The following is a 23,215-nucleotide window of genomic DNA, read 5'->3' on the forward strand; positions in this document are numbered from 1 at the left end:
TGGGTGGGGCGGGGAGGCGGCAGGCCTCTTATTCCCAGCCCGGCCGCGCGTCGAGCTGCCGGCCGAGGCTGACGAAGAGCTGGACGAGCGGCGGCACCAGCACCGCCGACAGGACGATCTTCGCCAGCATCTGGCCGACCAGCAATTGGCCGATCGGAAAGACGCCGTAGAAGGCGATGGTGATGAACAGCAGGGTGTCGACGATCTGCGAAAGGACGCTCGCCGTCGCCGCCCGCAGCCACAAGAGCCCGCCCTCGCGGCGCTTGAGCGCGCTGAAGATGGTGACGTTCAGGAATTGCGAGATGCCATAAGCGACGATGCCGGCGAGCCAGATGCGCGGCGTCGATCCCATCATCATGTCGAACGCTGCCAGGCGCTCGGCGGGCATGTCCTCGGCCGCCGGCAAGGCGAGGACGAAGGCGGCGAGGATGAGCGAGGCGATGAGCGGCACGAAGCCGATCGTCACCAGCCGGTTCGCCATCGGCCGGCCGTGCAGCTCCGCCACCGCGCTCGAGGTGATGACGAGGAAGAGGAAGGGAAAGATGCCGGCCTCGACCGCAAGCGCGCCGACGCCGAGCATGTCGCCGATCCCGGAGACCGGCCCGAGCGTTACTTGCTTGTTGCCGAGCACCCCGGCGATGCAAACCATGCCGCCGTAGAAGATCGAGAAGGCGAACAGGGAACGGGAGGTGGCGGCGCAGTCATTGTCGTTCATGGGCGGGACGTAACCGGTTTGCCGGCCGGCAAAAAGGTCTTTCCGTCGCTGGACATTCCCGCCATCAACCGCGCGTGAATTCGACCCGGCTGGATGTGCTCGCGATCGGCGATGCGGTGGTGGACGTGATCGCCACCACCGATGATTCGTTTCTCGAGGCCGAGGGGCTGGTCAAGGGTTCCATGCAGGTCCTCGACGCCGCCGCGGCCACTCGGCTCTACGCCGCCATGGGACCGGCCCGGGAGACCAGCGGCGGATCGGCGGCGAACACCGTGGCCGGGATCGCGGCGATGGGCGGTCGCGCGGGCTTCGTCGGCCAGGTCGCCGACGACCAGCTCGGCGAGGTGTTCGCCCATGACATCCGTGCCGCCGGGGTCGAGTTCCGAACGCCGCCGAGCGACGGCGACGTGCCGACCGGCCGCTGTCTGATCCTGGTCACCCCGGACGCACAGCGGACGATGAACACTTTTCCCGGCGCGGCTCACATCCTCTCCGAGGAAGCGCTCGATGCGCAGCAGATCGCCGATGCCGCGATTCTCTATCTCGAAGCCTATCTCTGGCGCGCCGAGCGGCCGCGGGCGGCGATGCGCAAGGCGCTGCGGATCGCCCGACAGGCCGGTCGGAGGATCGCCTTCACCTTGTCCGACATCGCGCTGATCGAGCTCTATCGCGATCATTATCTCGAGATGATCGAGGCGGGCCTGATCGATATCCTCATCGGTAACGAGAACGAGATCAAGGCGCTGGCCCGGATCCGCGACCGCGACGGCGCCATTGGTGCCTTCGCGCCCAAGGTGCCGCTCCTCCTCGCCACCTGCGCCCGCAAGGGCGCCATCGCCGTGGCCGGCGATCGGCGCGTCGAGATCAAGGCCATCCCGGTCGATGACGTCGTCGATACGACGGGGGCGGGTGATCTGTTCGCCGCCGGCTTCCTTCTCGGAATTGCCCAGGGTCGGGCGCTCGACGAGAGCCTTCGCATGGGCGCGATCGCCGCGGCGGAGATCATCGCCCATTTCGGGGCTCGTCCGGTCGCCGATCTCAAGGCCCTGATCGAGGAGCAGATGACCGCATGAACCGTCTCGCCGTCTATTGCGGATCGAGTCCGGGCGCCGATCCGGCCTTTGCCGCGGCTGCGCGCGCCCTTGGCATCGAGATGGCGCGGCGCGGCATCGGCCTCGTCTATGGCGGCGGCCGGCTCGGTCTGATGGGCATCGTCGCCGATGCGGTGCTGTCGGCCGGCGGCGAGGCCTATGGCGTCATTCCGCAGGCCCTCATCGACCTCGAGGTCGCCCATACCGGACTCACCGAGCTTCACGTCGTCCAGACGATGCACGAGCGCAAGGCGCGGATGACCGATCTCACCGACGCCTTCGTCGCGCTTCCGGGCGGCATCGGCACGCTCGACGAGCTGTTCGAGGCGTGGAGCTGGAACGCCTTGGGCTATCACGCCAAGCCGTTCGCCCTGCTCAATGTCGGCGGCTTCTGGGACAATCTCGTCGAGCTGATGGACCATGTGATGGAAAGCGGCTTCATGTCGCCCGCCCGCCGTGCTCAACTGCTCGTCGCAAGCGATATCGGCGAGGCGATCGACAAGCTCGACGCCGCCGCCGGTGCCGAGCGCCGGATGGTCTGGTGACCGAGAGCATCGCGCGGAAAAGTGGTCGCCGGTTTTCCGCAAGAGATGCGACGACAAGGTATCGGACTCGGGGGGGTGACGCGCCATGACTGAACGCCTGATTGGACTGGTCGGCATGGCGGCGATCCTCGCCATCGCCTTCCTGCTTTCGTCCAACCGTCGGGCGATCCGGCCGCGCGTCGTCGCCGCGGCCTTCGCTCTCCAGGCCGGCCTCGCCGTGCTCGTCCTCTACACGCCCTGGGGCCGCGCCGCGATCGAGGGGATGGCGCGCGGCGTCTCCAACCTGCTCGGCTATGCCGGGGAGGGGACCCGCTTCATCTTCGGCCCGATGGCGGCGCCGGAGATAGGCGGCAACAGCTTCGCGCTGGCGGCGCTGACCGTGATCATCTTCTTCGCCTCCCTGGTCTCGGTCCTTTATTATCTGGGCATCATGCAGCTGGTGATACGCTGGATCGGCGGCGCGATCCGTATCGTCACCGGCGTCACCCGAGTCGAATCCTTGTGCGCGGCGGCGAACATCTTCGTCGGCCAGAGCGAGTCGCCTCTGGTGATCCGTCCCTATCTCGCCAGCCTGACGCCGGCCCAGCTCTTCACCATCATGTCGGTGGGCATGGCCGGGGTCGCCGGCACCATCCTCGCCGCCTATGCGGCGCTGCTCGGCTCGGAGGCTCTGCCCTATCTGCTCGCCGCCTCGTTCATGGCGGCGCCGGGCGGGCTGCTCATGGCCAAGATCATGATGCCGGACGAGCCTGGCGAGCTGGTCGAGCCGCCCTTGCTCGGCGACGGCGCCTATGAAGAGGAAAGGCCGGCCAATGTCATCATGGCGGCCGCCCAGGGCGCGCAGACCGGCGTCAAGCTCGCGGTCGCGGTCGGCGCGATGGTTCTCGCCTTCGTCGCTTTGGTCGCGCTGGCGAACGGCATCCTCTCCGGCATCGGCGGCTGGTTCGGCCATCCGGAGATCACCTTCCAATATCTGCTCGGCCATGCCTTCCGCCCGCTCATGTACCTGATCGGGATCCCCTGGGACGAGGCGGGCCGCGCCGGCAGCCTGTTCGGCACCAAGCTGGTGCTGAACGAATTCGTCGCCTTCATCGATCTCGGCGCCAATCCCGCCGGCCTGTCGCCGCGCAGCATCGCCATCATCACCTTCGCGCTTTGCGGCTTCGCCAATTTCAGCTCGATCGCCATCCAGATGGCGGTGACCGGCGGGCTTGCGCCGAACCAGCGCCCGATGATCGCCCGGCTCGGCCTCAAGGCGCTCGTCGCCGGTTCGCTCGGCAATCTGATGAGTGCCGCGCTCTCCGGCCTGCTGCTCGCCTGATCCATAGACTTTTCAAGTTGGAAGCCTTGCCGCGAAGTACTAATTCGCGCGTATGACCGACCTCGCGCCCGCGCCCGCCATCGCCTCCGTCTCGCTCGCCGACGCGGACCGCGATCCCCACGCCTTCGCCCAGCGGATCGGCCGCAGCTTCGAGGAATATGGCTTCGCCATCATCGCCGATCACGGCATCCCGGACGATCTCATCGCCCGCGCCGAGGAGAAGGCGCGCGCCTTCTTCGCGCTGCCCGACTCGGTGAAGCGCCACTATCATCTGGCCGGCACCGGCGGGGCCCGCGGCTACACGCCGTTCGGGATCGAGACCGCCAAGGGGCACAAGGCCCACGACCTCAAGGAATTCTGGCACGTCGGCCGGGATCTCCCGGAAGGGCATCGCTTCCGCGGCCACATGCCCGCCAATGTCTGGCCGTCCGAGGTCCCCGGCTTCCGCGACACCTTCCGGGAGCTGTTCGCAATCTTCGACCGCACCGGGCTCAAGATCCTCGCCGCGATCGCCCGCTATCTCGGCGTCGACGAGGATTATTTCGTCGACACGGTTCGCGACGGCAATTCGGTGCTGCGCCTGCTCCATTATCCGCCGATCGAGGGCGAGCCCGGCGGCCATGTCCGCGCCGGCGCGCACGAGGACATCAACACGATCACCTTGCTGCTGGGCGCCGAGGAGGCCGGGCTCGAGCTGCTCACCAAGGATGGGCGCTGGATCCCGGTCGCGCCGCGGCCCGGCGAGCTGGTCGTCAATATCGGCGACATGCTGCAGCGGCTGACCAACGGCCGGCTGCGCTCGACCTCGCACCGCGTCGTCAATCCGCCCGCCGAGCGGCGCGGCTTCTCGCGCTACTCGATGCCCTATTTCCTCCACTTCCGGTCCGATTTCCTGATCGAGGCGCTTCCCGGGACGGTGCCGGCCGGCGAGGAGCCGAAATGGCCGCCGATCACCGCCGACGACTATCTCCAGGAGCGCCTGCGCGAGATCAAGCTGGCCTGAGCGCGGCTACCCCGCATCCTTCAGATTGGCGGGACCGAAGCCTTCCGGGAGCAGTTCCGAGATACGATGCGGCCTCATGGTCGTGCCGTCGCCGTTGGACGCGATCACCTCGAGATCCCGGCCGCTGACATGGGCTGCCTCGAGAATCGACTGGCGGCAGCCGCCGCATGACGTGACCACCGCCTTCCCGGCCAGAGCGCCGTCGGACCCGATATGGCCGCCGCTGACCGCGATGCGCGCGATCCGCTCGAGCCCGAACGCCTGCTGGGCCGCCGTCAGCGCCGCCACCTCGGCGCAGACGCCGAGCCGGTAGCAGGCATTCTCCATATTGGCGCCCACCGCCACCTCGCCGTCGACCGACTCGATCGCGCAGCCGACGCTGAAGCGGGAATAGGGCGCGTAGGCGGAAAGCGCCGCGTCGCGCGCGTGGCGGACGAGATCGTCGGGACTCATGGGCTTCGTCATAGCCGGCCGAGGCACAAAGAGAAGGGGCGCCGCAGCTTTCGCCGCGACGCCCCTTTTGATGCTCCCGTGAGCGTCAGAAATTGTAGCTGATGCCGACCTTGATCCGCCACACCGAAGACGAGACGTTGATGAGATTGTCGTCGTCAAAGGCATCCTGGCCGATGAAATCGGTGATCACGTATCGTCCTTGATCATCGATGGGCGGCAATCCGCCTCCTCCGAGCGAAGCGACTTCCTGGAGTCCCGCGAAATTACGGCGGCGCTGCACGTTCCAGCCGCTGTCGAGGAAGTTCAGGAAATTGTCGAACATCGCATAGACGCGGATCCTATCCTCGAACCGCCCCCCGCTGATCAGCCGGCCCGGCCCCGGAAGATCCTGCGAGAAGTTCAGGTCGAGGTCGAAATACCAGTCGTTCGAGCAGGTGTTGCGCGCGATCGAGCGGCCGACATAGCCGCTGGCACAGCCCAGCGAGTTGGCGAAGGCCGCCAGCGCCTCGACGGCGGCCGGATCGGAGTCCGGCGACACGTTGGGATCGCTCATGCCGCTCGGGATGTAGAGCAGGGCATTGTTGTTGCCCGAAGACGTGTCGTTGAACACGCCGCCGCCGGCGAAGGTCAGGCTGTAGGGCCTGCCCGAGCGCGCGACGAAGGTGAAGCCCAGCTGGGTCTCCAGGTCGGCGAAGAAGGTTTCGCTGAAATTGCCCGAGACGGTGAAGTTGTGGCGGCTGTTGTAGAAGCCGCGCGACACGTCCGGATTCTGCCGGTCGAAGGCGGCGCTGAGATCGTAGTTCGACCCCGCCGTCGAGTTGTACATGTTCCGGCGGTCACGCGAGTCCGTATAGGCGTAGCCGAGCGTGAAGAAGCTCGATCCGCCGCTGGTGAACAGGCCGCCGTCGAAATTCTTCGACAGGATCACCGAGGCGACATGGCTGCTGAAGCCGGCCGAGTTGGTCAGCATCAGCTCGTCGTCGCGGCCGGTGACGAAGCAGGCAGCGCTGAGATTCTGGTAGACCGGCGCCGGCGTGAGGTCGACCAATTCGGCATCGCAGCCCGCCGCCGTCGGATCGAGCGCCCGATAGATGGGCCGTCCGTCCACGGTGACCCCGATCGGCGCCTGCGACAGGTCGACGAGGGTATAGGGGTTCCGGTAGCGGCTGTAGATGTAATCGAGGTTGAGCCTCCACCCGCTGAAGAAGCCGCTCGGCGCGAAGTTCATCTGCGACTGGACACCGAAATTGGCGCGAACCACGGTGGGAACGGTGATGTCCGGATCGATCGACTGGGTATCGCCGAGGCCGCCGGCCGCGCGGGTGATGCCGCTGCTCTGGATGCAGGTCGGAACGCCGGTGAAGGCGCCGCCGCTGACGACGTCGATCGGGCCGTCGCCGCAAGCGGCGGCGGTGGTGTTGCCTTCGGCGAAGCCGAAGCCGTTATTCTGGAAGGCATTGCCGAACCAGACCAGCGGATCGCCGCCCGAGAAGATGCCGACGCCGCCGCGCAGCTGCGTCCGCGAGAAGACCGCGAAATCGTCGAGGTCGTAGGTGAAGGCGACGCGCGGCAGGAACACGGGATCGAGGTCGCTGAACCCGGTGGTGTTCGGGAAGCCGTAGCGCGCGGCGAAGTTCGGATTCACGTCCGGGCGGCTGCCGGAGAAGAGGTCGGTGCGGACACCGAGCACGACTTCGAGCTGATCGTTCAGCCGCCACTCGTCCTGCAGATAGACGGAATAGATGCTGCGGTTGAAGTCGGCCGCGGCATCGTTGACGTCGCCGGTGCGGGAGAAGTTGCCGAACGCGCCTACCGTGCCGCCGCTGATGACGCTGCTCGGGAAGGTCGAGGTGGAGGTGCCGTCCGACAGGATTCCCTCGCGCAGGTCGTCGACGTTGCGGAAGACGAGCGTGCCGGTCGCATTCTGCACGAACAGGTTGAAGATGTCCGTGCGGTTCACCTCGAAGCCGAGCTTGAACCGGTGATCGCCGGCATCGAGATTGGCGACGATGCGGTACAGGTCGACCTTCGTCTGAAGATCGTTCGCCGACCGCGAGTTGCCGGGTCCGGCGAGGACGGTCGCGTCGGGCGTGCCGTCGGGATTGTCGATGCCGACGAGGATGCGCGGGATCGGATTGGCCGACTGCGCCTCGCCGCCGCCGATCGGATCCTGCAGGTCCTGGATGTCCGAGCGCGAGTAGCGGATCTCGGTCGAGAAATTGTCCGTCCACTGAGAGTAGAGCCGGGCGGAGTAATAGTTGGACTGGGTGCCGCTCAGGTAGAAGGTATTGAGGCCGACGATCTGGGGCGAGGATCCGGTGAACAGGTCGTCGGAACGGACGGTCGATTCCTCGAGACGCTGATAGGTCAGCTCCAGGCGGTGATCGTCGGTCACCTGCCAGTCGAGGCGGCCGAACCAGCGGTCGTTCTCGAAGGGCAGATTGGTCGGCGGAGCACCCGTCTCGATCCCGTAGGTGCTGCTCAGGATGCTCGAAATCTCGTTGAACTGGTCGATCGAGACGCCGCGCACCTCGTTCGGGAAGCCCGCGCCGGTCGGGCCTTCGTCCTGCGACTCGCCGGCTTCCTGATGCTCGTAGGCGGCGAAGAAGAACAGGCGGTCGCGGAAGATCGGGCCGCCGAGGGCGACGCCCCAGCGCTTGTCGGCATCGATCGGGCCGACGGGTTGGCCGTCGACCGAGCCGCCGCGCAGGCCGTTGTCCGAATATTCGAAGAAGGCATCGCCGTGGAACTGGTTGCCGCCCGAACGGGTGACGACGTTGATCGCGCAGCCGGTGAACTGGCCATATTCGACGTCATAGGGCGCGAACTGGACCTGGGTCTCCCGGATCGCGTCATAGGGGATCGGCGTCGAGCTGCGCGACGAGAAGCCGGTATCGTTGAGGCCGTACAGGTCGCTCTGCAGGATGCCGTCGACGGTGAACGCATTGCCGCGGTCGTTGCCGCCGAGGCAGGAGATGCGGTCCGAGCCCGAGCCGCCGTCGTCGCGGTCGAGGCTGACGCGCGGATCGATCCGGATGATGTCGCGCACGTCGCGGTTGAAGGTCGGCGCCGTCTCCAGGACGGCCTGGCTGAACGCCGTGCCGGGGCCGATCGCACGAAGCTGCACGTTGGCGCGCTGCGCCGTGACGACGATCGCCTCGCCTTGGTCGGCGCCGGCGAGGGCGAAGGTGAAGCTGGTGGTGCCCTGGACGGTGAGGTTGACCGCCTCGACCGTCTGGCCCTGATAATTCGGGGCCTCGACCGCGATCGTGTAGGGACCGCCGGTGACCAGACCTTGCGCGCCGAACAGGCCATCGGAGCCGGTGGTGATCGTGCGGGTCGCTCCGGTGCGGGTGTCGGTGACGGTGACCGTGGCGCCCTGGAGCGGGCCCCCGGCCTCGTCGGTCACCTGGCCGGACACCGATGCGGTGATCTGCTGCGCGTAGGCGGCCGGCGCGACCAAGGTGGCGGCCGGTACGGCGATCGCCGCAGCCGCGCAAAGCAGTCTGAACTTCTTCATGGATATACCCCCGATAGGAACGATTCGCTGGCGGCGAGCCGTGCAGCGGATTTGCGAAACTTCTGTGACATTTGCGGGCGCCGATCCGGGGCCTGGCGGCCTCCTGGTCCTGTCACTCGCTGCCTTCGTGCATCCCCGACCTGAGTCGAGCGGCGATTAGCTTAAGTCCCTGTTCAGCGGAAGGGTCAGCGGAACGGCGGCTCGTCGAAGCTGCGGAGTTTTCGCGAGTGCAGCTTGCCACCCTCATGTCGAAGGATTCGAAGGGTTTCGATCCCGATCCTCAGATGCTGGCTGATCGCGCGCTCATAGAAAGCATTGGCCTGTCCGGGCAGCTTAATTTCGCCATGGAGTGGCTTGTCGGACACACATAAGAGGGTGCCGTAGGGGACCCGGAAACGATAGCCCTGCGCCGCCACCGTGGCCGATTCCATGTCGATGCCGACCGCGCGCGACTGGTTGAATCGCAGCGCCGACTTGGTGAACCGCAATTCCCAGTTGCGGTCGTCGGTGGTGACGATCGTCCCGGTGCGCAGGCGGTGCTTGAGCTGCTGGGGATCCTCGCCCGTCACCTCGACCGCCGCCGTGAACAGCGCTTGCTGGATCTCGGCGATGGCGGGCAGGGGGATCTCGACCGGCAGCACGTCGTCGAGGACGTGATCGTCGCGCAGATAGGCGTGGGCGAGGACATAGTCGCCGATCGTCTGGCTGGGGCGCAGCCCGCCGCAATGGCCGATCATCAGCCAAACCTCCGGCCGCATCACGGCGAGATGGTCGCAGATCGTCTTCGCGTTGGACGGGCCGACGCCGATATTGACCAGGCTGATGCCCTCGCCGCGATGGGCGATGAGGTGATAGGCCGGCATCTGGAAGCGGCGCCAGCCGCCGGTCGCCACCTGCTCCTCGGCATCGGGCGTGTCCTTGGTGACATAGACGCCGCCGGCCGCGGACAGCGCCTCATAGGGGCTGTCCTCGCGCTTGAGCTCCTCGACCGCCCAGCGGACGAACTCGTCGACATAACGGACATAGTTGGTGAACAGGACGTACCGCTGGACGTGGTGGACCGGCGTGCCGGTATAATGGCGCAGCCGCGCCAGGCTGAAGTCGACGCGCGGCCCGTCGAACAGCGACAGCGGACGTTCGGGCTGCGCCGCATAGTTCCAGGCGCCGTCGGCGATCTCGTCCCCGATATTGACCAGCTCCGGCGTCGGGAAGGTGCGGGCAAGCTCGGCCGCCCGACCTTCCTCGAGGCGCAGGTCGTCGCTGCCGTCGAGGACGTAGGGATAGGGTATCTCGCTGCGCGACGGGCCGACCGAGACGTCGATCTCGTAATCGTGGACGAGCAGCTCGAGCTGCTCCCGAAGATATTTCCGGAACAGCCGCGGACGGGCGATGCTGGTCGCGTAGCGCCCCGGCTGGTTGAGCCGGCCGTAAGCGCGCGACGGGAATTCCGTGGGCAGCATCCGATCGAAATCGATGCGCAGCTCGGGATAGGCGAACAGGCCCTCGGCCCGCGCCTGCGGATCCGGGACCTGCCCCGTCCGCAGATAGTCGGCAAGCGCGCCGCGCAGGTTCGCGACGGATTCGTCATAGAGCGCGCAGAGGCGCTCGATGATCGCGGGAATGTCGTCGATGCAGGTCGGCAAGTGGGTACGCTCCTTTCGCAGGGCTCCGTTTCTCAACCCCTTGCGGCTTCGCAAGTCAAATCCGCGTCAGCCGTGCGGGCGTGCGACAGAGACCCGGTTAAGGAGAGACTAACCATGCAAGGGAGGAGACCTTGCGCAGATACCGCTATCGAACCCCCGTGCTCGCCGGGCCGTGGCGCGAGTCGCCCGACCAGGCGCTTCGCGACGCCGAGCGCGCCGGTCAGCTGCGACTGGAGGGCCTCGGTCCTCGATGGAAGGTCCCGGGCGAGATCGAGGAGGATCAGCCCGCTGCGGCGACGCTGAACGGAAGCCGGCCGGGGCCTGCCGCTTTCGACCGGTTATGAGCTCCGATCGAAGATGCGGCCGGGCCCACGGGTCCGGCTGCGGCAGCGCCCGCACGCGATGGCGCTCGGCCGCGCAGCATCGGGGATCCTGAACAAGGGCGCGGAGCGCTCCTTTCTTTGCGGTCGCTACTAAAATGTAACGATTTTCGGCCGATAATTAGAACAGAGCAGACAAGGGCGCGGGGCGAGGAGGTCGAGGCCGTAACCGGGCGGCCGCGACGCGAGAGGCGGGAGTGGTTTGAAGTGTTGAAGTCGCTTCGAAACTGGTTCGAAGACGAGGAGACGGAATCGAAGGCCGCGCCCGGCGCCGATCCCGCCGAACCGTCCGATGACGCGCTCCTGTCGAAGGTCGACCAGCGCCTGTCCTTCCGTCACGATTTCTGCGGCCACCGCGTCATCATCCGCGACCGCCGCTCGGCCGCCTTCCTCCACCTCAAGGACCTGTCCTGCCTCGGCTGCACCGGCCTCACCGATCTCCCGGTCGCGGTCGGCGAGATCGTCTTCATCACGCTCCAGAAGCCCCGCTTCCACGCGGCGCAGGTGCGTTGGGTGAAGAATGCGAAGATCGATTTGCGTTTCATGCGCTTCCTCGATCCCGATCTGGTCGAGAAGGTCCATCGCGCCCATGTCGCGCGCAAGGCCTCGGGCCGCCCTCTCGAGGAGTTCCTGCCGAGCGAGCGCGGCTTCTATCCCTGATCCGGCCGGAGCGGGCGATCAGCCGGTCGCGACGGCGAGCAGGGCGACGCCGCCGAGGAAGACGAGGATGACCGCGAGGGAATCGTAGCCCATTCGCAGGATCGTCCGGTCGCGATGCTCGAGGAGGCCCACCATGAAGATTCCGACCAGCGTGGCGCCAAGCAGGGCCGAGATCGTCTCGAAGGTTCCGAGCCGCGTGGTCACCGGCTCGCCGCGATAGGCGATGTCGGACGGCAGGATCAGCGCCAGGATGATGAAATTGGTGCCGAGAACCTGGCCGAAGGCCATCTCGGCCCGGTGCAGCCGAAGGGCCGCGACGATCGTCGAGAGCTCGGGAAGCGAGGTGGCGATGCCGATGAGCGCGAAGCCGACGATCGCGCTGCCGAGGCCGGTCTGGGCGGCGATCGAATCCCCGCTGACGGACAGCAGGTATCCGGCGGCGAAGATCAGCGCTCCGTAGACCGACACCTGGAGCCAAAGGCGCGCGAGCGGCGCCGAGCTCTCGTCGGACCCCACGTCGGAATGCTCCTGCGCTCCCCCGTCGGAGATCCCCCAGGGCGATCGGCGGTCATATCCGGTCGACAGCCAGAAGGCGCCCAGGCTGACGGCGCAGATCAGCAGGCTGGCGACGCCGACGCCGCCGACCGGCACGTCGTCCAGGGTCACCGCGCCGGCGATCAGGATGAGGACGAGCATGCACAAGGTGCCCATCATCAGCACCGATGGGCGGGCGACGATGCCGGTGACGGCAGTGCGTCCGATGAAGGCGTCGGCCACGGCGAGGAAGAGGACGTTGATCGCCGCGCTGCCGAGAAGGTTGTTGACCCCAAGCTCGGGACTGCCGATCGCGGCCGACGTCAGGATATTGGCCGCCTCCGGAAGCGACGTGATGCCGCCGAGCAGCAGCATGCCGGCGAAGGCACGGTCCATTCGCGTGCGGGAGGCGGCCGCGTCGACGCTGCGGGTAAGCCGGCCGCCGACGATCCAGACGACGACCGCCGCGGCGCAGAAGGCGAGGGCGTTCAGCCACAGCGGCGCGCCGGCGAGGCCGAGAGGATCCATCAGACGCCAACGGCAGCATCTCCCGGCCGTTCCGACGCCGGGCGAATCAGCCCTCCGGCAGGGCGTAGGCGATCAGCGCGTCGCCGATCGGCGTCTCCATGAAATGATGGCCGCCGGCCATGATGACGACATATTGGCGGCCGTTCGCTTCGTAGGTCATCGGTGTCGCCTGGCCGCCGGCGGGGAGCACGTCCTGCCAAAGCGTCTCGCCGGTCCGCAGGTCGATCGCCCGCACGATATTGTCGGTGGCGGCGGCGATGAAGATCAGCCCCGAGGCGGTGACGACGGCGCCGCCATTGTTCGGCGTGCCGATGTTGAGCGGCAGCATGGACGGAATACCGAACGGGCCGTTGCGGCGGGCCGTCCCGAAGGGCCGGTCCCAGATGGTGCGGCCGGTGCGCAGGTCGATCGCGCGGATGCCGCCATAAGGCGGCTCCTTGCACAGAAGGCCGGTGACCGGCAGGCGCCAGCCGGCATTGACGTCGATGGCGAAGGGCGTTCCCCATTGCGGATCGCCGGCGCCTTCGGCGCCGCCGCCCATGTCGCCGCCGCGCGCCTGCGTCTCCTCGCTGTTCATTCCCCGCGGATACCAGCCTTCGGCATTGGCTTCGTCGCGCGGCACCAGCCGATTATAGTTGGGCATGTCGTTGTAATTGGCGACGATGATCCCGCGCACCGGATCGATGGCGATGCCGCCCCAGTCGGTGCCGCCATTATAGCCGGGATACTGGATGAAGCGGCGGTCGGCGGTCGGAGGGGTGTAGATGCCGCGATATTCGGCGCGGCGGAACTGGATGCGGCAGATCATCTGGTCGATCGGCGACATGCCCCACATGTCGCGCTCGGCCAGCTCCGCCTTCGCGAGCGTGTGATAGGTGGAGAAGGGCTGCGTTGGCGTGCGCCGCTGCGGCTCGACGCCACCCTGCGGCACCGGGCGCTGCTGGACGGTGAAGAGCGGCCGTCCGTTGCGGCGATCGAGGATGTACATGTCGCCCTGCTTGCTCGGCAGCACCAGAGCCGGGATCGGACCGGCATCGCCGGGGAAGTCGATCAGGCTCGCCTGCGCACCGAGATCATAGTCCCACACGTCCATGTGGACGGTCTGGAAATGCCAGCGCGGGCGGCCGGTGGCGACGTCGATCGCGACCAGCGAGGTCGCGTACATATTCTCCGGAGGCCGGCGGCTGGAGCTCCAATAATCGGCTGCCGAATTGCCCATCGGCAGATAGACCAGCCCGAGCGCCTCGTCGCCGCTGGCGATCGTCCACATGTTCGGCGTGCCGCGGGCGAAGGCCTGGCCTTCCGGCGGGCTCGGTCCCCAGCCCGGATTGACCATGTCCCACGCCCAGCTGCGCTCGCCCGTGACCGCGTCGAAGCCCTGGATGACTCCGGACGGAGCGTTGCGGCGCTGGCCGTCGAGGACCTGGTGCCCGGTGACGATGATCCCGCGCACGATGGTCGGTGGCGAAGTGATCGAGACCATGCCTGGGACGATCGGGCCGAGCCCCGCCTTGATGTCGGCCTGGCCGTTCGTGCCGAAATCGGGACAGAGCCGGCCGGTGCGGGCGTCGACCGCGATGATCCGCCCATCGAGCGTGCCCTCGATGATCCGGGTCGCGCACAGCGATGCGGGCGTGGCGCCCGGCACGGCGTAATAGGCGACGCCGCGGCAGGCGGCGGTATAGGGGATCCAGTCGTCCGAGACCTGCGGATCGTAGCGCCAGCGTTCGCGTCCGGTGGCGGGTTCGAGCGCGATCATGATGTTCTTGGCAGAGCAGAGGTAGAGGGTGTCGCCGACCTTCAGCGGCGTCGTCTCGGCACCATATTTGTTCTCCTCCGCGTCGGGCGGAGGCAGGTCGCGGGTGTGATAGGTCCAGGCCCGCTCGAGCCGCGCGACGTTGGCGGGCGTGATCTGGCCGAGCGGCGAATAGCGCCGGGCGCTCTCGGTGCCGCCATAAGCCGGCCAGTCGGCGCCGGCCTTGAGGATCGCGGGCTCGCCCATCGCGGCGGCGAACGGCGTCGGCAGCGCGCCGATCTCGGGCCGGCCGGCGAGCGAGGTCACCAGGGCGCCGATGGCGAGGAGGGCCACGGTCGCGGCGATTCCGGCGAGGCCGTGCCGCCAGCGCCACCGCTCGGGCCACAGCAGCGGCAGGATCAGGAAGAGGAGGACGAGCAGCACCGAGGGCGCGATCACCCGCGGCACCAGCGCCCAGCCGTCGAGCCCGACCTCCCACAGCGCCCAGGCCAAGGTGAGGACATAGACGATCGCATAGACGACCGCGCCGGACGGGCGGCCCCGGACGAGCAGGGCGCCGGAAGCGAGCAGGCCGATGCCGGCGGCGAGATAGTAGACCGAGCCGCCGAGGATCGCGAGCCATAGGCCGCCGACGGCGAGCACGAGGCCGATCAGAGCGAACAGGCCGCCGACGATCAGGACGATGAGCGAGCGGCTGCGCGGCCGGACTTGCGCTTGGGCCATAGGCTTCCCCTTTCGATGGGGAACCGACCCGCGCCGCATCGGTTCCGGAAGGAAGAGGGAGGAGCGACTTGCCCGTAACAAACCATCGGCCGGCGCCGTCCGCCCCGTATTCCGCCTCGGGCCGGAAGAGGGGCGGCCGGGCTCGATGACCATCGCGACGATCTGGATCCCCTATTGCGGCGCCGCTCCGGTGCCGGCGGAATGGCTGGCGCGGTGGAACTGGGACCCGTGGGTGCTGGCCGGTCTGGCGGTCGCGGGGGCGGCTTATGGATTCCTTCAATCCCCCCGATCGTCATCCCGTAGAAAGCCGGCATTCCTGAGTTCATGGGTGCCGGTCTCCACCGGAATGACGGGGGAGGGCCCGGGCCGCCCCGCCGCCTTCCTGGCCGCGTGGCTGCTCCTCTTCCTCCTCTTCGTCTCACCTTTCTGCGCGCTGACGTCGGCCTTGTTCTCGGCGCGGGTGGTGCATCATGTGGCGCTGGCCGCGCTCGTTGCGCCCTTGCTGGTCTGGTCGTTCCCGGCCGCGCGCGCGCCGGGGCTGTGGGCGGCGACGGCGGTGCAGGCGTCCGTCTTCTGGGGCTGGCACGCGCCGCCGGCCTATGCGCTCGCCTTGTCCAGCCACGCCGCCTATTGGGCGATGCAGGCGAGCCTGCTCGCCACCGCGATCCTTTTCTGGGCGGCGGTGCGGCGGGCGCCGGCGCCGGCCGCGGTCGGCGCCCTGCTCGCGACGATGGTGCAGATGGGGCTGCTCGGCGCGCTCATCACCTTCGCGCCGCGCCCGCTCTACGCGCCGCATTTCGTCTCCACCGCCGCCTGGGCCTATTCGCCGCTCGAGGACCAGCAGCTCGCCGGCCTCATCATGTGGGCCCCGGCGGCCGCGCTCTATCTCGGCGCCGCCCTGCTGCTCCTTTCGCGCTGGATCGGCCCCGACCCGGTGCGGGCGCAGCGCGGATGATCGAGGGGCTGCGGCGCTGGGCCCGGCGCCATACCGAGCAGAGCCGCTACTCGCCGATCGGCATCGCCTTCCACTGGACGATGGCCGCCCTGGTCATCTTCCAGCTCGGCTGGGGCTGGTATGCTGGCCTGGTCGCGGCGGGCGGCAACAAATTGCTCGCCTACCAGATCCATGGCGATGTCGGCCTGCTCATCCTCGTCCTCGCGGTGCTGCGGCTGGCCTGGCGGACGATCATTCCGGGGCCCGTCAACGACGCGGACACGCAGGGGTGGCAGACCAAGATCGCCTACGTCACCCACTACATCTTCTATCTCTGCTTCTTCGGCTTGCCGCTGAGCGGCTGGGCGATGTGGTCGGCGCTCGGCCCCAATGCGCCGCTCGCCGTCGGCGGGATCGTTCCCTGGCCGGCCTTGCCGTTCGACCGGCTGCCGACGGGCCTGCAATGGGCGATCATGGACTATGCCGAGGACGTCCACCATCTCCTCATCCTGCTGCTCACCGCGCTGGTGCCGCTCCACGCGGCGGCGGCGTTGAAGCATCATTTCTGGGATCGTCACGACGTGCTTCGCGGGATGCTCCCGGAGATACCGGACGCGAAGCAGCCGGGCCGAGGGAAGCGGCATGCGCCGAGACCGATTGGATCTCCGCAGGCGTGAGGCGGCGGCTGATCGCCAGCATCAGATTGCCGGCATCGCCGCGCCGCCGGCCGAGCCGCCAGGCATGAAGCTGGGCGGCGAGATAGGCGGCGCTCTGCCCGGCGAGCGGCGGATTGCCCGGGCCGACGCCCTCGCCGGAGGCGCCGTGGCACGTCGCGCAGGCGGGGAGCTGGCGGGCGGGATCGCCTTCCAGATAAAGTCTCGCGGCCGTCACCCTGTCCCGTTCGGGCTGAGCCCGTCGAAGCCCTTTATCTTCTTCCGCCCTGGGGGAGGAAGAAGGAGAGCCGTTCGACAAGCTCGAGGCGAACGGATGTGGGGGCGGGGAGTCCGCAGCGAAACGCATGGCCGCATAATAAGCCGACACCGCCTGGCGCTCGCCGGCATCCAGGCGGCCGGCGATATAGTGCATTTCGGGATGCTGGCGTCGGCCGGAGGCGTAATCCTCCATCTGCCGGTTGAGGTAGCCCATCCCGAGTCCGGCCAGCCGCGGCGCGCCGGCGCCGTTGCCGGCACCGTCGAGGCCATGGCAGGTGAAGCAGGCATTGCTCGCGCCGGCATCGCCGCCGCTGAGGGCGACGAGCTCGCCGGTCGCGGTGAACGGATCCGGGTTCGTCTCCGCGGCCGCGCTGCATCCGGCCAGCGCCAGCGCCAGCAGGGCGGCTTGGGCAGGTCCTTGCTTCATGTCCCGGGAACCTCCGCGCGGACGCGTTGTTCCGAAGGTGTAATCAGATCGAAGGGGCCAGACTTGATCGCCGCTGCCAGGGCCATGCCGGCCACCCTGCTGCTGCTGGCGGCGTGCAAGCCGCCGCCCGAAGGCCGCCACCCCATGGCCGGCGCGGACGCGGCGGCGGGGCGCGCCGTGGTCGAGCGGGTCGGCTGCGGCAGCTGCCACGCCTTTCCCGATATCGCCTGGCCGCGCGGCGCGGTCGGGCCGGACCTGTCGCGCTTCGCCAGCCAGACCATGATTGCGGGCCGGGTTCCCAATCGTCCGGATTTGCTCGCCGCCTTCGTCCGCAATGCGCCGGCGGTGGTTCCGGGATCGGCGATGCCGGCCATGCCGATCGACGAGGCCGAGGCGCGCGATGTCGCCGCCTATCTCTACACCTTGGGGGCGGAATGACGGTGGCGGTTGAAGGCCTCAGCGGCTGGCCGCCGCCAGTGCTCGATCCGGCGGGCCCCTATGCCGGATCGGTGACCGCGCTCACCTGGGTGCTCATCGGCATGGCGGTGGCGGTGCTGCTGATCGTCCTCGCCGCGCTCTACATCGCCTTGTTCGGCAAGGGCGAGCTGCGTCGGCGGCTCGGCGGCGAGAAGGTGATCTGGATCCTCGGCATCGCCTTTCCGACGGTGGTGCTGACCGGTCTGCTGGTCTGGGGCCTGACCCTGACCCGCCATCTCTCCGCGCCGGCGGCCGAAGGAACCGCGCTCAAGATGCGGGTCAGCGGCGAGATGTGGTGGTGGCGCGTCGACTATCTGGACGAGGCCGGCAGCACCCTCATGGCCGACGCCAACGAGCTCCACATCCCGGTCGGCCGCACTGTCGAGATCGAGCTGGTCTCGCCCGATGTCGTCCACAGCTTCTGGGTGCCGCAGCTGTCCGGCAAGCTCGACATGGTTCCGGGCCGCCGCAACCTGATCCGCATCCAGGCCGACCGGCCGGGCACGTATGCCGGCCAGTGCGCCGAATATTGCGGCGGACCGCATGCCTTGATGGGGTTCATGGTGATCGCGCACGAACCGGCCGAGTGGGCGCGCTGGCTGGCACGGCGGCGCGCGCCGCCGGCGGCTCCGACCGACGCGCAGGCGCAGCGCGGCGGGCAGCTCTTCCTCGCGGCCGGCTGCGGCGCCTGCCATCGGATTGCCGGCACGCCCGCCAACGGCCTCGCCGGCCCCGACCTCACTTATGTCGGCGCGCGCCGCACGCTCGGCGCCGGCATCCTGCCCAACCATCGCGGCACGATGATGGGCTGGATCGGCGACAGCCAGGCGATCAAGCCGGGCAACCGCATGCCGCCCTATCGGGTGCTGTCGGCCGAACAGCTGGAGGCGATCGCCGTCTATCTGGAAGGGCGGCGATGAGCTCTGCGCCGATCGCGGCGGGCGGGAAAGGGTCGCCCGGCGCGCGGTCCGAGACCGGCTTCGATCCCGAGCTCTACCGCCGCTTTCCGACGAAGGAGGAGCGGCCGGAGGGCGAGCTCGCCGAGCTCGAGCGGGTGTGGCAGGCGCCGCGCGGCTGGCGGCTGCTGACCGCGGTCAACAACAATTATATCGGCACCTTCTACGTCGGCGCCGCCTTCCTCTTCTTCCTGCTCGCCGGAATCCTGGCGCTGGTCATGCGGGTGCAGCTGGCGCTGCCGCTCCAGGGCGTGCTGCCGCAGGAGACCTACAACCAGTTCTTCACGATGCACGGCACGGTGATGATGTTCCTGTTCGCCGTGCCGGCGGTGGAGGCCTTGGGGGTGCTGCTGCTGCCGCAGATGCTGGCGGCGCGGGACCTGCCTTTTCCGCGCCTCTCGGCCTATGCCTTCTGGGCCTATCTGGTCGGCGGCCTGTGCTTCTTCGCCTCCCTGTTCTTCGGCCTGGCGCCGAACGGCGGCTGGTTCATGTATCCGCCGCTCACCAGCACCGCCTTCTCGCCCGGGATCAACGCCGATTTCTGGCTGCTCGGCATCGGCTTCATCGAGATCTCGGCGATCGCCGGCGCGATCGAGATCATCGTCGGCGTGCTCAAGACCCGCGCGCCGGGCATGACGCTGGCGCGCATGCCGATCTTCGCCTGGGCGATGCTCGTCTTCGCCGGCATGATCATCATCGCCTTCCCGGCGGTGATCTTCGGCACGCTCGCACTCGAGCTCGAGCGGGCGCTGAACTGGCCCTTCTTCGATCCCACCCGCGGTGGCGATCCTTTGCTGTGGCAGCACCTCTTCTGGTTCTTCGGCCATCCCGAGGTCTACATCATCTTCTTGCCCGCCGCGGGTCTCGTCTCAATGATGGTGTCGTCGCTCGCGAAGACGCCTTTGGTCGGCTACCGCCTCATCGTCCTCGCTTTGGTCGCGACCGGCTTCATCAGCTTCGGCGTCTGGGCGCATCACATGTTCGCGGTCGGCATGCCGCGCCTGTCGATCGGCTTCTTCTCGGCGGCAAGCATGGCGGTGAGCGTGCCCGCCGGCATCCAGGTCTTCTCCTGGATCGCAACCTTGAGCACCGGCAAACCCAGCCACAATGTCCCGACCCTGTTCGTCGTCGGTGGTCTCGTCATCTTCGTCATGGGCGGCCTCACCGGCGTCATGGTGGCGATGGTCCCGTTCGACTGGCAGGCGCATGATAGCTATTTCATCGTCGCCCATCTCCATTACGTCCTGATCGGCGGGATGGTGTTCCCGCTCTTCGCCACCTTCTATTTCTGGGCGCCGATGATGAGTCGTCGGCCACTGTCCGAGCGGCTCGGCAAATGGGTGTTCTGGCTGATGTTCGCCGGCATGCACCTGACCTTCCTGCCGATGCACCTGACCGGCCTGATGGGCATGCCGCGCCGGGTATGGACCTATCTGCCGGAGCGCGACTGGGAGATCACCAACCTCCTGTCGACCGCGGGCGCGTTCGTGCTCGGCGCCGGCATCCTGCTCTTCCTCGTCGACATCGCCCGCAACTTCCGCTTCACCACCGGCGACACCGCCGGCAACGTCTATGGCGGCGGCACGCTCGAATGGCTGCCCAACGGCCTTTATGCGGCGCGCTCCATCCCGGTGGTCACCAGCCGCGATCCGCTCTGGGACCAGCCGGGGATCAGCGAGGATGTCGAGGAGGGTCGCTATTTCCTGCCCGGGACCGCGACCGGCCACCGCGAGACCTTGATCACCAGCCCGCTCAATGCCGAGCCCCAGTTCCTCCAGATCATGCCGGGGCCGTCGGTCTGGCCGCTCTTCTCCGCCATCTTCACCGCCGGCTTCTTCCTGCTGCTGACCGTCCAGGCCTACACGATCGGCGTCGTCAGCGGCGTGCTTGCAATCCTCTGCGTGCTGCGCTGGCTGTGGGAGACCGACCGCGTCGTCGAGCCGGCGCGGGTCGATATCGGCGCCGGCATTCAGGTGCCGACCTACGTCACCGGCGGATCGACCCATGGCTGGTGGGCGATGGTCGTCCTGCTGATCGTCATCCTCATGATCTTCCTGATGGCCCTGTTCAGCTATCTCTATCTGTACGGGATACACGGCCGGGTCTGGGTATCGCCGCCGGCGACATTCTGGCTGGCGCCGGTTCTCGCCGGCTATGGCGGCGCGACCGGGCTGGCCCTGCTCGCTCGCCGGCTGCTCGCCCGCGAGACGTCGACCCTGTGGTCGCCGGCGACCAACCTCATCTTCGCCGCAGGAACGCTCGCCCTCGGCTGGGCGGTCGATCTCCACAGCTGGCGCGCCTCCGGCCTGTCGCCGGAGTCGAGCGGGCAGGGGGCGACCGTCTACGGACTCGTCGCCCATCAGGGCATGGTCGTGTTCGTGGCCCTGCTCTACGCCGTCTACATCGCCGCCCGGAACAGCCGCGGCCTCGTCAGCCGGCCGCGCAACACCAGCTTCGACCTCGCGACGATGTTCATCGCCTATTGCGGCGTCCAGGGCAGTGTCGGCGCCCTGGTCGTCCGGCTCTTCCCGGGGGTGGTCTGAGCAATGCGCGCCTGGCTGCTCCTGCTCGGCGGCATGCTCGTCTGGGCGGTTCATTTCTTCCTGCTCTATGCCCTCGCCAGCTTGTGGGGATCGGCCGCGCCGGCGCGGATCGGCACCGGCCTCGTCACGGCCGCCTGCCTCGCCGCCAATGCCGGGATCCTGCTGCTGTGCGTCCGCACCGCGAAGACGCACGATGCCGAGACGGTGATCGGCTGGCCGGCCCGCCTCGGTGCGCCGGTGGCGGCCTTGTCGCTGGTCTCGGTCGCCTGGCAGGGCCTGCCGGCGCTGCTGGTCTGAGGAGAGGGGGGCGGCGACAGGTCGAAATGGTCGCCGACAATTCTGCTCCGTCAGCTCTCGCCCGAACGATCGCCGGATCCGGGTCGCCATCGGCATGCGCGGGATCGAAGGTTCGGTTGAATATCGACCATTGGCCAGCGCTGCTCCAGCCGATGTACGAAGATCGTCATGGGGTCACTGCCCTGGCAGGTCACCGCGATTGCAATTCGTCGAGGATGAAGTCGGCGCGCTGCTCCACGCTCGCTTTCGGCAGGACCGCGAGCTCGTAGCCGAGCCAGGCATAGGCGGCCCGAAGCCGCTCATGTTCCGCTATGGCCTCTTCCAGGGAGTGGCGCCTTTCGCCGTCCGTGCGGTAGATTTCCGGCCAGGGCGGCGCGAGGAAGACGCGCGGATGGTAGAGATGCTTGCCGCGCAGCCCGGCCAGGTGAGGCTCGCCTGTGGCATGCTGCAGGGCGGCGGCGGCATCGACGAGGCTTCGGTCGAAGAAGATGAGGCCGGGGAGATCGCGCGCCGCTTCCCGATCCGCAAGCGAAAGCTTGATCGCCTCGCGGGCAAAGGCCGCCAGATCGGTCCACGGCAGCGCGGAACCGCCGCGTTCGATTTCGCGCGCCACGATCCGGCGCCCGGGCTCCTCGATGACCACGTGCCCGCGCCGGTTCAGCTCGGCCAGCAGCGTCGATTTTCCGCCGCCGGAGCATCCGGAAATCACCACGAAACGGTCGCCGGGACGTGCTCTCATGAAAATCGCTCCGGAAGGCACTTGCGCCTGGACGGGCCGGCGAATGCCCGGGCTCGCGCTGGAGACGAACTCATCCGGAGGGCGGCTTTCCCGCCCTCCGGGATGAGCTTTGGGCCAAGGAGGATCAGTCCGCCTCAACCCTGATGCGCTCCCGCCAGTGTCGATGCAGGCCCTCGACGTCGCCGCTGGTGAGGAGCGGCATGGCTTCCTCGAGCTGGCTCACCGGCCAATTCCACCACTCGATCTCCAGCAGCATTGCGATCCGCTTCTCGTCGAAACGCTTGCGGATCGCCCTGGCCGGATTCCCGGCGACGACGGCATAGGGTTCGACGTCCCGTGTCACGACCGCACGGGTTCCGATCACGGCGCCGTGGCCGATCCTGATTCCCGGCATGACGATGGCTTCCGATCCGATCCACACGTCATGGCCGATCACGGTATCGGCGGCGGGTGCATAGCCGTTCGCCGCCCCGGAAAATTCCGGCGCGTCCGGATAGAAGAAGAAGGGAAAGGTGCTGATCCAGTCGTGGCGATGGCCCTGATTGCCCGCCATCATGAAGCTTGCGCCCGAGCCGATCGAGCAGAAGCTCCCGATGACGAGCTTGTCCGCGTCCTCGTCCGGCAGGAGAAAGCGCGCGCAATCGTTGAAGCTGTGGCCGTGATAATAGCCCGAATAATAGCTGTAACGACCGACCGTGATGTTCGGGTGGGTCGTCTGTTCGGAAAGCGGAATGCCCTTGAAAGGGCTCGAAAAGAAATTCGTCATGAAAAGGCTCGCTGCACATGGCTCGTCCGCGGAGATTGCGGCGACCATCGGATAAGGAAAGGCTGTGGCGGGAAGCGCGGGATGGCGCCCAGCCGGATGTTCCTCGCCTAGAGCGGGAACGCCATGCAGGTGGTACATGGAGCCGTTTTCATTCGAGCGTCCCTAGGCCGAAGAGCGGATCCCGACAAGCTGGCGGCATCTGTGGACGCCCCCTTCAGCGCAAGTTTGTTGGGGCGGACGGCTCCCGCCCAATATGTCCGGATGCGGACGCT

The 23,215-nt window shown here is 67.8% G+C and carries 20 protein-coding genes and 1 pseudogene; 12 read left to right on the forward strand and 9 right to left on the reverse strand.

Annotation, left to right across the window (positions count from 1 at the left end):
• Window positions 1-28 precede the first annotated feature (28 nt).
• The gene (locus DDE10_RS06880) at window positions 29-715 is read right to left on the reverse strand and encodes a queuosine precursor transporter (protein WP_114952000.1); all 687 of its coding nucleotides are present in this window, start codon (window positions 713-715) and stop codon (window positions 29-31) included.
• A 74-nt stretch (window positions 716-789) separates the two neighbouring features.
• On the opposite strand from DDE10_RS06880, the gene DDE10_RS06885 reads away from it, so the two are divergent.
• From DDE10_RS06885 to DDE10_RS06900, 4 genes are all read left to right on the forward strand, one after another.
• On the forward strand, window positions 790-1,788 hold the full coding sequence (locus DDE10_RS06885) for an adenosine kinase (protein WP_284734485.1): 999 nt from the start codon (window positions 790-792) through the stop codon (window positions 1,786-1,788).
• Window positions 1,785-2,351, forward strand: a complete 567-nt coding sequence (locus DDE10_RS06890; protein ID WP_114952001.1) for an LOG family protein — start codon at window positions 1,785-1,787, stop codon at window positions 2,349-2,351. Before DDE10_RS06885 ends, DDE10_RS06890 begins: the two co-directional genes overlap by 4 nt.
• An 85-nt stretch (window positions 2,352-2,436) precedes the next feature.
• On the forward strand, window positions 2,437-3,672 hold the full coding sequence (locus tag DDE10_RS06895) for a NupC/NupG family nucleoside CNT transporter (RefSeq protein ID WP_114952002.1): 1,236 nt from the start codon (window positions 2,437-2,439) through the stop codon (window positions 3,670-3,672).
• 52 nt (window positions 3,673-3,724) lie between these two features.
• Window positions 3,725-4,675, forward strand: a complete 951-nt coding sequence (locus tag DDE10_RS06900) for an isopenicillin N synthase family dioxygenase (RefSeq protein WP_114952003.1) — start codon at window positions 3,725-3,727, stop codon at window positions 4,673-4,675.
• A 6-nt stretch (window positions 4,676-4,681) separates the two neighbouring features.
• On the opposite strand, the gene DDE10_RS06905 is transcribed toward DDE10_RS06900, so the two are convergent.
• From DDE10_RS06905 to DDE10_RS06915, 3 genes are all read right to left on the reverse strand, one after another.
• A complete protein-coding gene (locus DDE10_RS06905) occupies window positions 4,682-5,128 on the reverse strand; it encodes a cytidine deaminase (protein ID WP_162806398.1) in 447 nt (148 codons plus the stop codon).
• 85 nt (window positions 5,129-5,213) lie between these two features.
• Entirely contained in the window at window positions 5,214-8,648 is a 3,435-nt protein-coding gene (locus DDE10_RS06910; protein ID WP_114952005.1) for a TonB-dependent receptor, read from the reverse strand.
• A 185-nt stretch (window positions 8,649-8,833) separates the two neighbouring features.
• The gene (locus DDE10_RS06915) at window positions 8,834-10,291 is read right to left on the reverse strand and encodes an AMP nucleosidase (protein WP_114952006.1); all 1,458 of its coding nucleotides are present in this window, start codon (window positions 10,289-10,291) and stop codon (window positions 8,834-8,836) included.
• 131 nt (window positions 10,292-10,422) lie between these two features.
• On the opposite strand from DDE10_RS06915, the gene DDE10_RS06920 reads away from it, so the two are divergent.
• Together DDE10_RS06920 and DDE10_RS06925 are read left to right on the forward strand one after the other, a co-directional pair.
• Entirely contained in the window at window positions 10,423-10,635 is a 213-nt protein-coding gene (locus DDE10_RS06920) for a hypothetical protein (RefSeq protein WP_162806401.1), read from the forward strand.
• Between the two features lie 246 nt (window positions 10,636-10,881).
• On the forward strand, window positions 10,882-11,331 hold the full coding sequence (locus DDE10_RS06925; RefSeq protein ID WP_114952008.1) for a hypothetical protein: 450 nt from the start codon (window positions 10,882-10,884) through the stop codon (window positions 11,329-11,331).
• Between the two features lie 18 nt (window positions 11,332-11,349).
• Here the strand turns inward: DDE10_RS06925 and DDE10_RS06930 are convergent, their stop codons facing one another.
• Window positions 11,350-12,393, reverse strand: coding sequence for a sodium:calcium antiporter (locus tag DDE10_RS06930; RefSeq protein ID WP_114952009.1), 1,044 nt, complete (start codon window positions 12,391-12,393; stop codon window positions 11,350-11,352).
• A 46-nt stretch (window positions 12,394-12,439) separates the two neighbouring features.
• Complete coding sequence (locus DDE10_RS06935) at window positions 12,440-14,872, reverse strand: membrane-bound PQQ-dependent dehydrogenase, glucose/quinate/shikimate family (protein WP_114952010.1); 2,433 nt, start codon at window positions 14,870-14,872, stop codon at window positions 12,440-12,442.
• A gap of 145 nt (window positions 14,873-15,017) precedes the next feature.
• Here DDE10_RS06935 and DDE10_RS06940 point away from each other — a divergent pair, with 145 nt between their 5' ends.
• Together DDE10_RS06940 and DDE10_RS06945 are read left to right on the forward strand one after the other, a co-directional pair.
• Window positions 15,018-15,827 (forward strand): cytochrome c oxidase assembly protein, encoded by an 810-nt coding sequence (locus DDE10_RS06940; protein WP_114952011.1) that lies wholly within the window; start codon window positions 15,018-15,020, stop codon window positions 15,825-15,827.
• Window positions 15,824-16,483, forward strand: coding sequence for a cytochrome b (locus DDE10_RS06945; RefSeq protein ID WP_114952012.1), 660 nt, complete (start codon window positions 15,824-15,826; stop codon window positions 16,481-16,483). The genes DDE10_RS06940 and DDE10_RS06945 overlap by 4 nt, the downstream gene beginning before the upstream one ends.
• A 25-nt stretch (window positions 16,484-16,508) precedes the next feature.
• Here the strand turns inward: DDE10_RS06945 and DDE10_RS06950 are convergent.
• Window positions 16,509-17,165, reverse strand: a pseudogene (locus DDE10_RS06950) (c-type cytochrome); the annotation flags it as partial.
• 63 nt (window positions 17,166-17,228) lie between these two features.
• Here DDE10_RS06950 and DDE10_RS06955 point away from each other — a divergent pair.
• Genes DDE10_RS06955 through DDE10_RS06970 form a run of 4 tightly spaced genes read left to right on the forward strand, consistent with a single transcriptional unit; the run spans window position 17,229 to window position 21,438 of the window.
• Window positions 17,229-17,603: a c-type cytochrome gene (locus DDE10_RS06955; RefSeq protein WP_284734486.1), complete on the forward strand. Its 375-nt coding sequence runs from the start codon at window positions 17,229-17,231 to the stop codon at window positions 17,601-17,603.
• A gap of 2 nt (window positions 17,604-17,605) precedes the next feature.
• A complete protein-coding gene (gene coxB, locus DDE10_RS06960) occupies window positions 17,606-18,562 on the forward strand; it encodes a cytochrome c oxidase subunit II (protein ID WP_432653713.1) in 957 nt (318 codons plus the stop codon).
• Complete coding sequence (locus DDE10_RS06965) at window positions 18,559-21,141, forward strand: cbb3-type cytochrome c oxidase subunit I (protein ID WP_114952016.1); 2,583 nt, start codon at window positions 18,559-18,561, stop codon at window positions 21,139-21,141. Before coxB ends, DDE10_RS06965 begins: the two co-directional genes overlap by 4 nt.
• Window positions 21,142-21,144: 3 nt before the next feature.
• On the forward strand, window positions 21,145-21,438 hold the full coding sequence (locus DDE10_RS06970) for a hypothetical protein (protein WP_114952017.1): 294 nt from the start codon (window positions 21,145-21,147) through the stop codon (window positions 21,436-21,438).
• Between the two features lie 190 nt (window positions 21,439-21,628).
• Here the strand turns inward: DDE10_RS06970 and DDE10_RS06975 are convergent, their stop codons facing one another.
• Both DDE10_RS06975 and catB read right to left on the reverse strand, forming a co-directional pair.
• Window positions 21,629-22,177 carry an AAA family ATPase gene (locus tag DDE10_RS06975; protein WP_114952018.1) on the reverse strand — a complete coding sequence of 183 codons (549 nt, stop codon included), beginning with the start codon at window positions 22,175-22,177 and terminating at the stop codon, window positions 21,629-21,631.
• Between the two features lie 124 nt (window positions 22,178-22,301).
• The gene (gene catB, locus DDE10_RS06980; RefSeq protein ID WP_114952019.1) at window positions 22,302-22,943 is read right to left on the reverse strand and encodes a type B chloramphenicol O-acetyltransferase; all 642 of its coding nucleotides are present in this window, start codon (window positions 22,941-22,943) and stop codon (window positions 22,302-22,304) included.
• Window positions 22,944-23,215 lie beyond the last annotated feature (272 nt).

This window comes from Sphingosinicella terrae (genome assembly GCF_003347635.1).
GTDB classification, from domain to species: Bacteria; Pseudomonadota; Alphaproteobacteria; order Sphingomonadales; family Sphingomonadaceae; genus Allosphingosinicella; species Allosphingosinicella terrae.

Bases quoted from the DNA above. Each gene is read 5' to 3' on its own strand.
- DDE10_RS06905 (WP_162806398.1), bottom strand. From the start codon at position 5,128: ATGAGTCCCGACGATCTCGTCCGCCACGCGCGCGACGCGGCGCTTTCC.
- DDE10_RS06970 (WP_114952017.1), top strand. From the start codon at position 21,145: ATGCGCGCCTGGCTGCTCCTGCTCGGCGGCATGCTCGTCTGGGCGGTT.
- DDE10_RS06935 (WP_114952010.1), bottom strand. From the start codon at position 14,872: ATGGCCCAAGCGCAAGTCCGGCCGCGCAGCCGCTCGCTCATCGTCCTG.
- DDE10_RS06940 (WP_114952011.1), top strand. From the start codon at position 15,018: ATGACCATCGCGACGATCTGGATCCCCTATTGCGGCGCCGCTCCGGTG.
- DDE10_RS06895 (WP_114952002.1), top strand. From the start codon at position 2,437: ATGACTGAACGCCTGATTGGACTGGTCGGCATGGCGGCGATCCTCGCC.
- DDE10_RS06930 (WP_114952009.1), bottom strand. From the start codon at position 12,393: ATGGATCCTCTCGGCCTCGCCGGCGCGCCGCTGTGGCTGAACGCCCTC.
- DDE10_RS06965 (WP_114952016.1), top strand. From the start codon at position 18,559: ATGAGCTCTGCGCCGATCGCGGCGGGCGGGAAAGGGTCGCCCGGCGCG.
- DDE10_RS06890 (WP_114952001.1), top strand. From the start codon at position 1,785: ATGAACCGTCTCGCCGTCTATTGCGGATCGAGTCCGGGCGCCGATCCG.
- DDE10_RS06880 (WP_114952000.1), bottom strand. From the start codon at position 715: ATGAACGACAATGACTGCGCCGCCACCTCCCGTTCCCTGTTCGCCTTC.
- DDE10_RS06900 (WP_114952003.1), top strand. From the start codon at position 3,725: ATGACCGACCTCGCGCCCGCGCCCGCCATCGCCTCCGTCTCGCTCGCC.
- DDE10_RS06945 (WP_114952012.1), top strand. From the start codon at position 15,824: ATGATCGAGGGGCTGCGGCGCTGGGCCCGGCGCCATACCGAGCAGAGC.
- DDE10_RS06910 (WP_114952005.1), bottom strand. From the start codon at position 8,648: ATGAAGAAGTTCAGACTGCTTTGCGCGGCTGCGGCGATCGCCGTACCG.
- catB (WP_114952019.1), bottom strand. From the start codon at position 22,943: ATGACGAATTTCTTTTCGAGCCCTTTCAAGGGCATTCCGCTTTCCGAA.
- DDE10_RS06975 (WP_114952018.1), bottom strand. From the start codon at position 22,177: ATGAGAGCACGTCCCGGCGACCGTTTCGTGGTGATTTCCGGATGCTCC.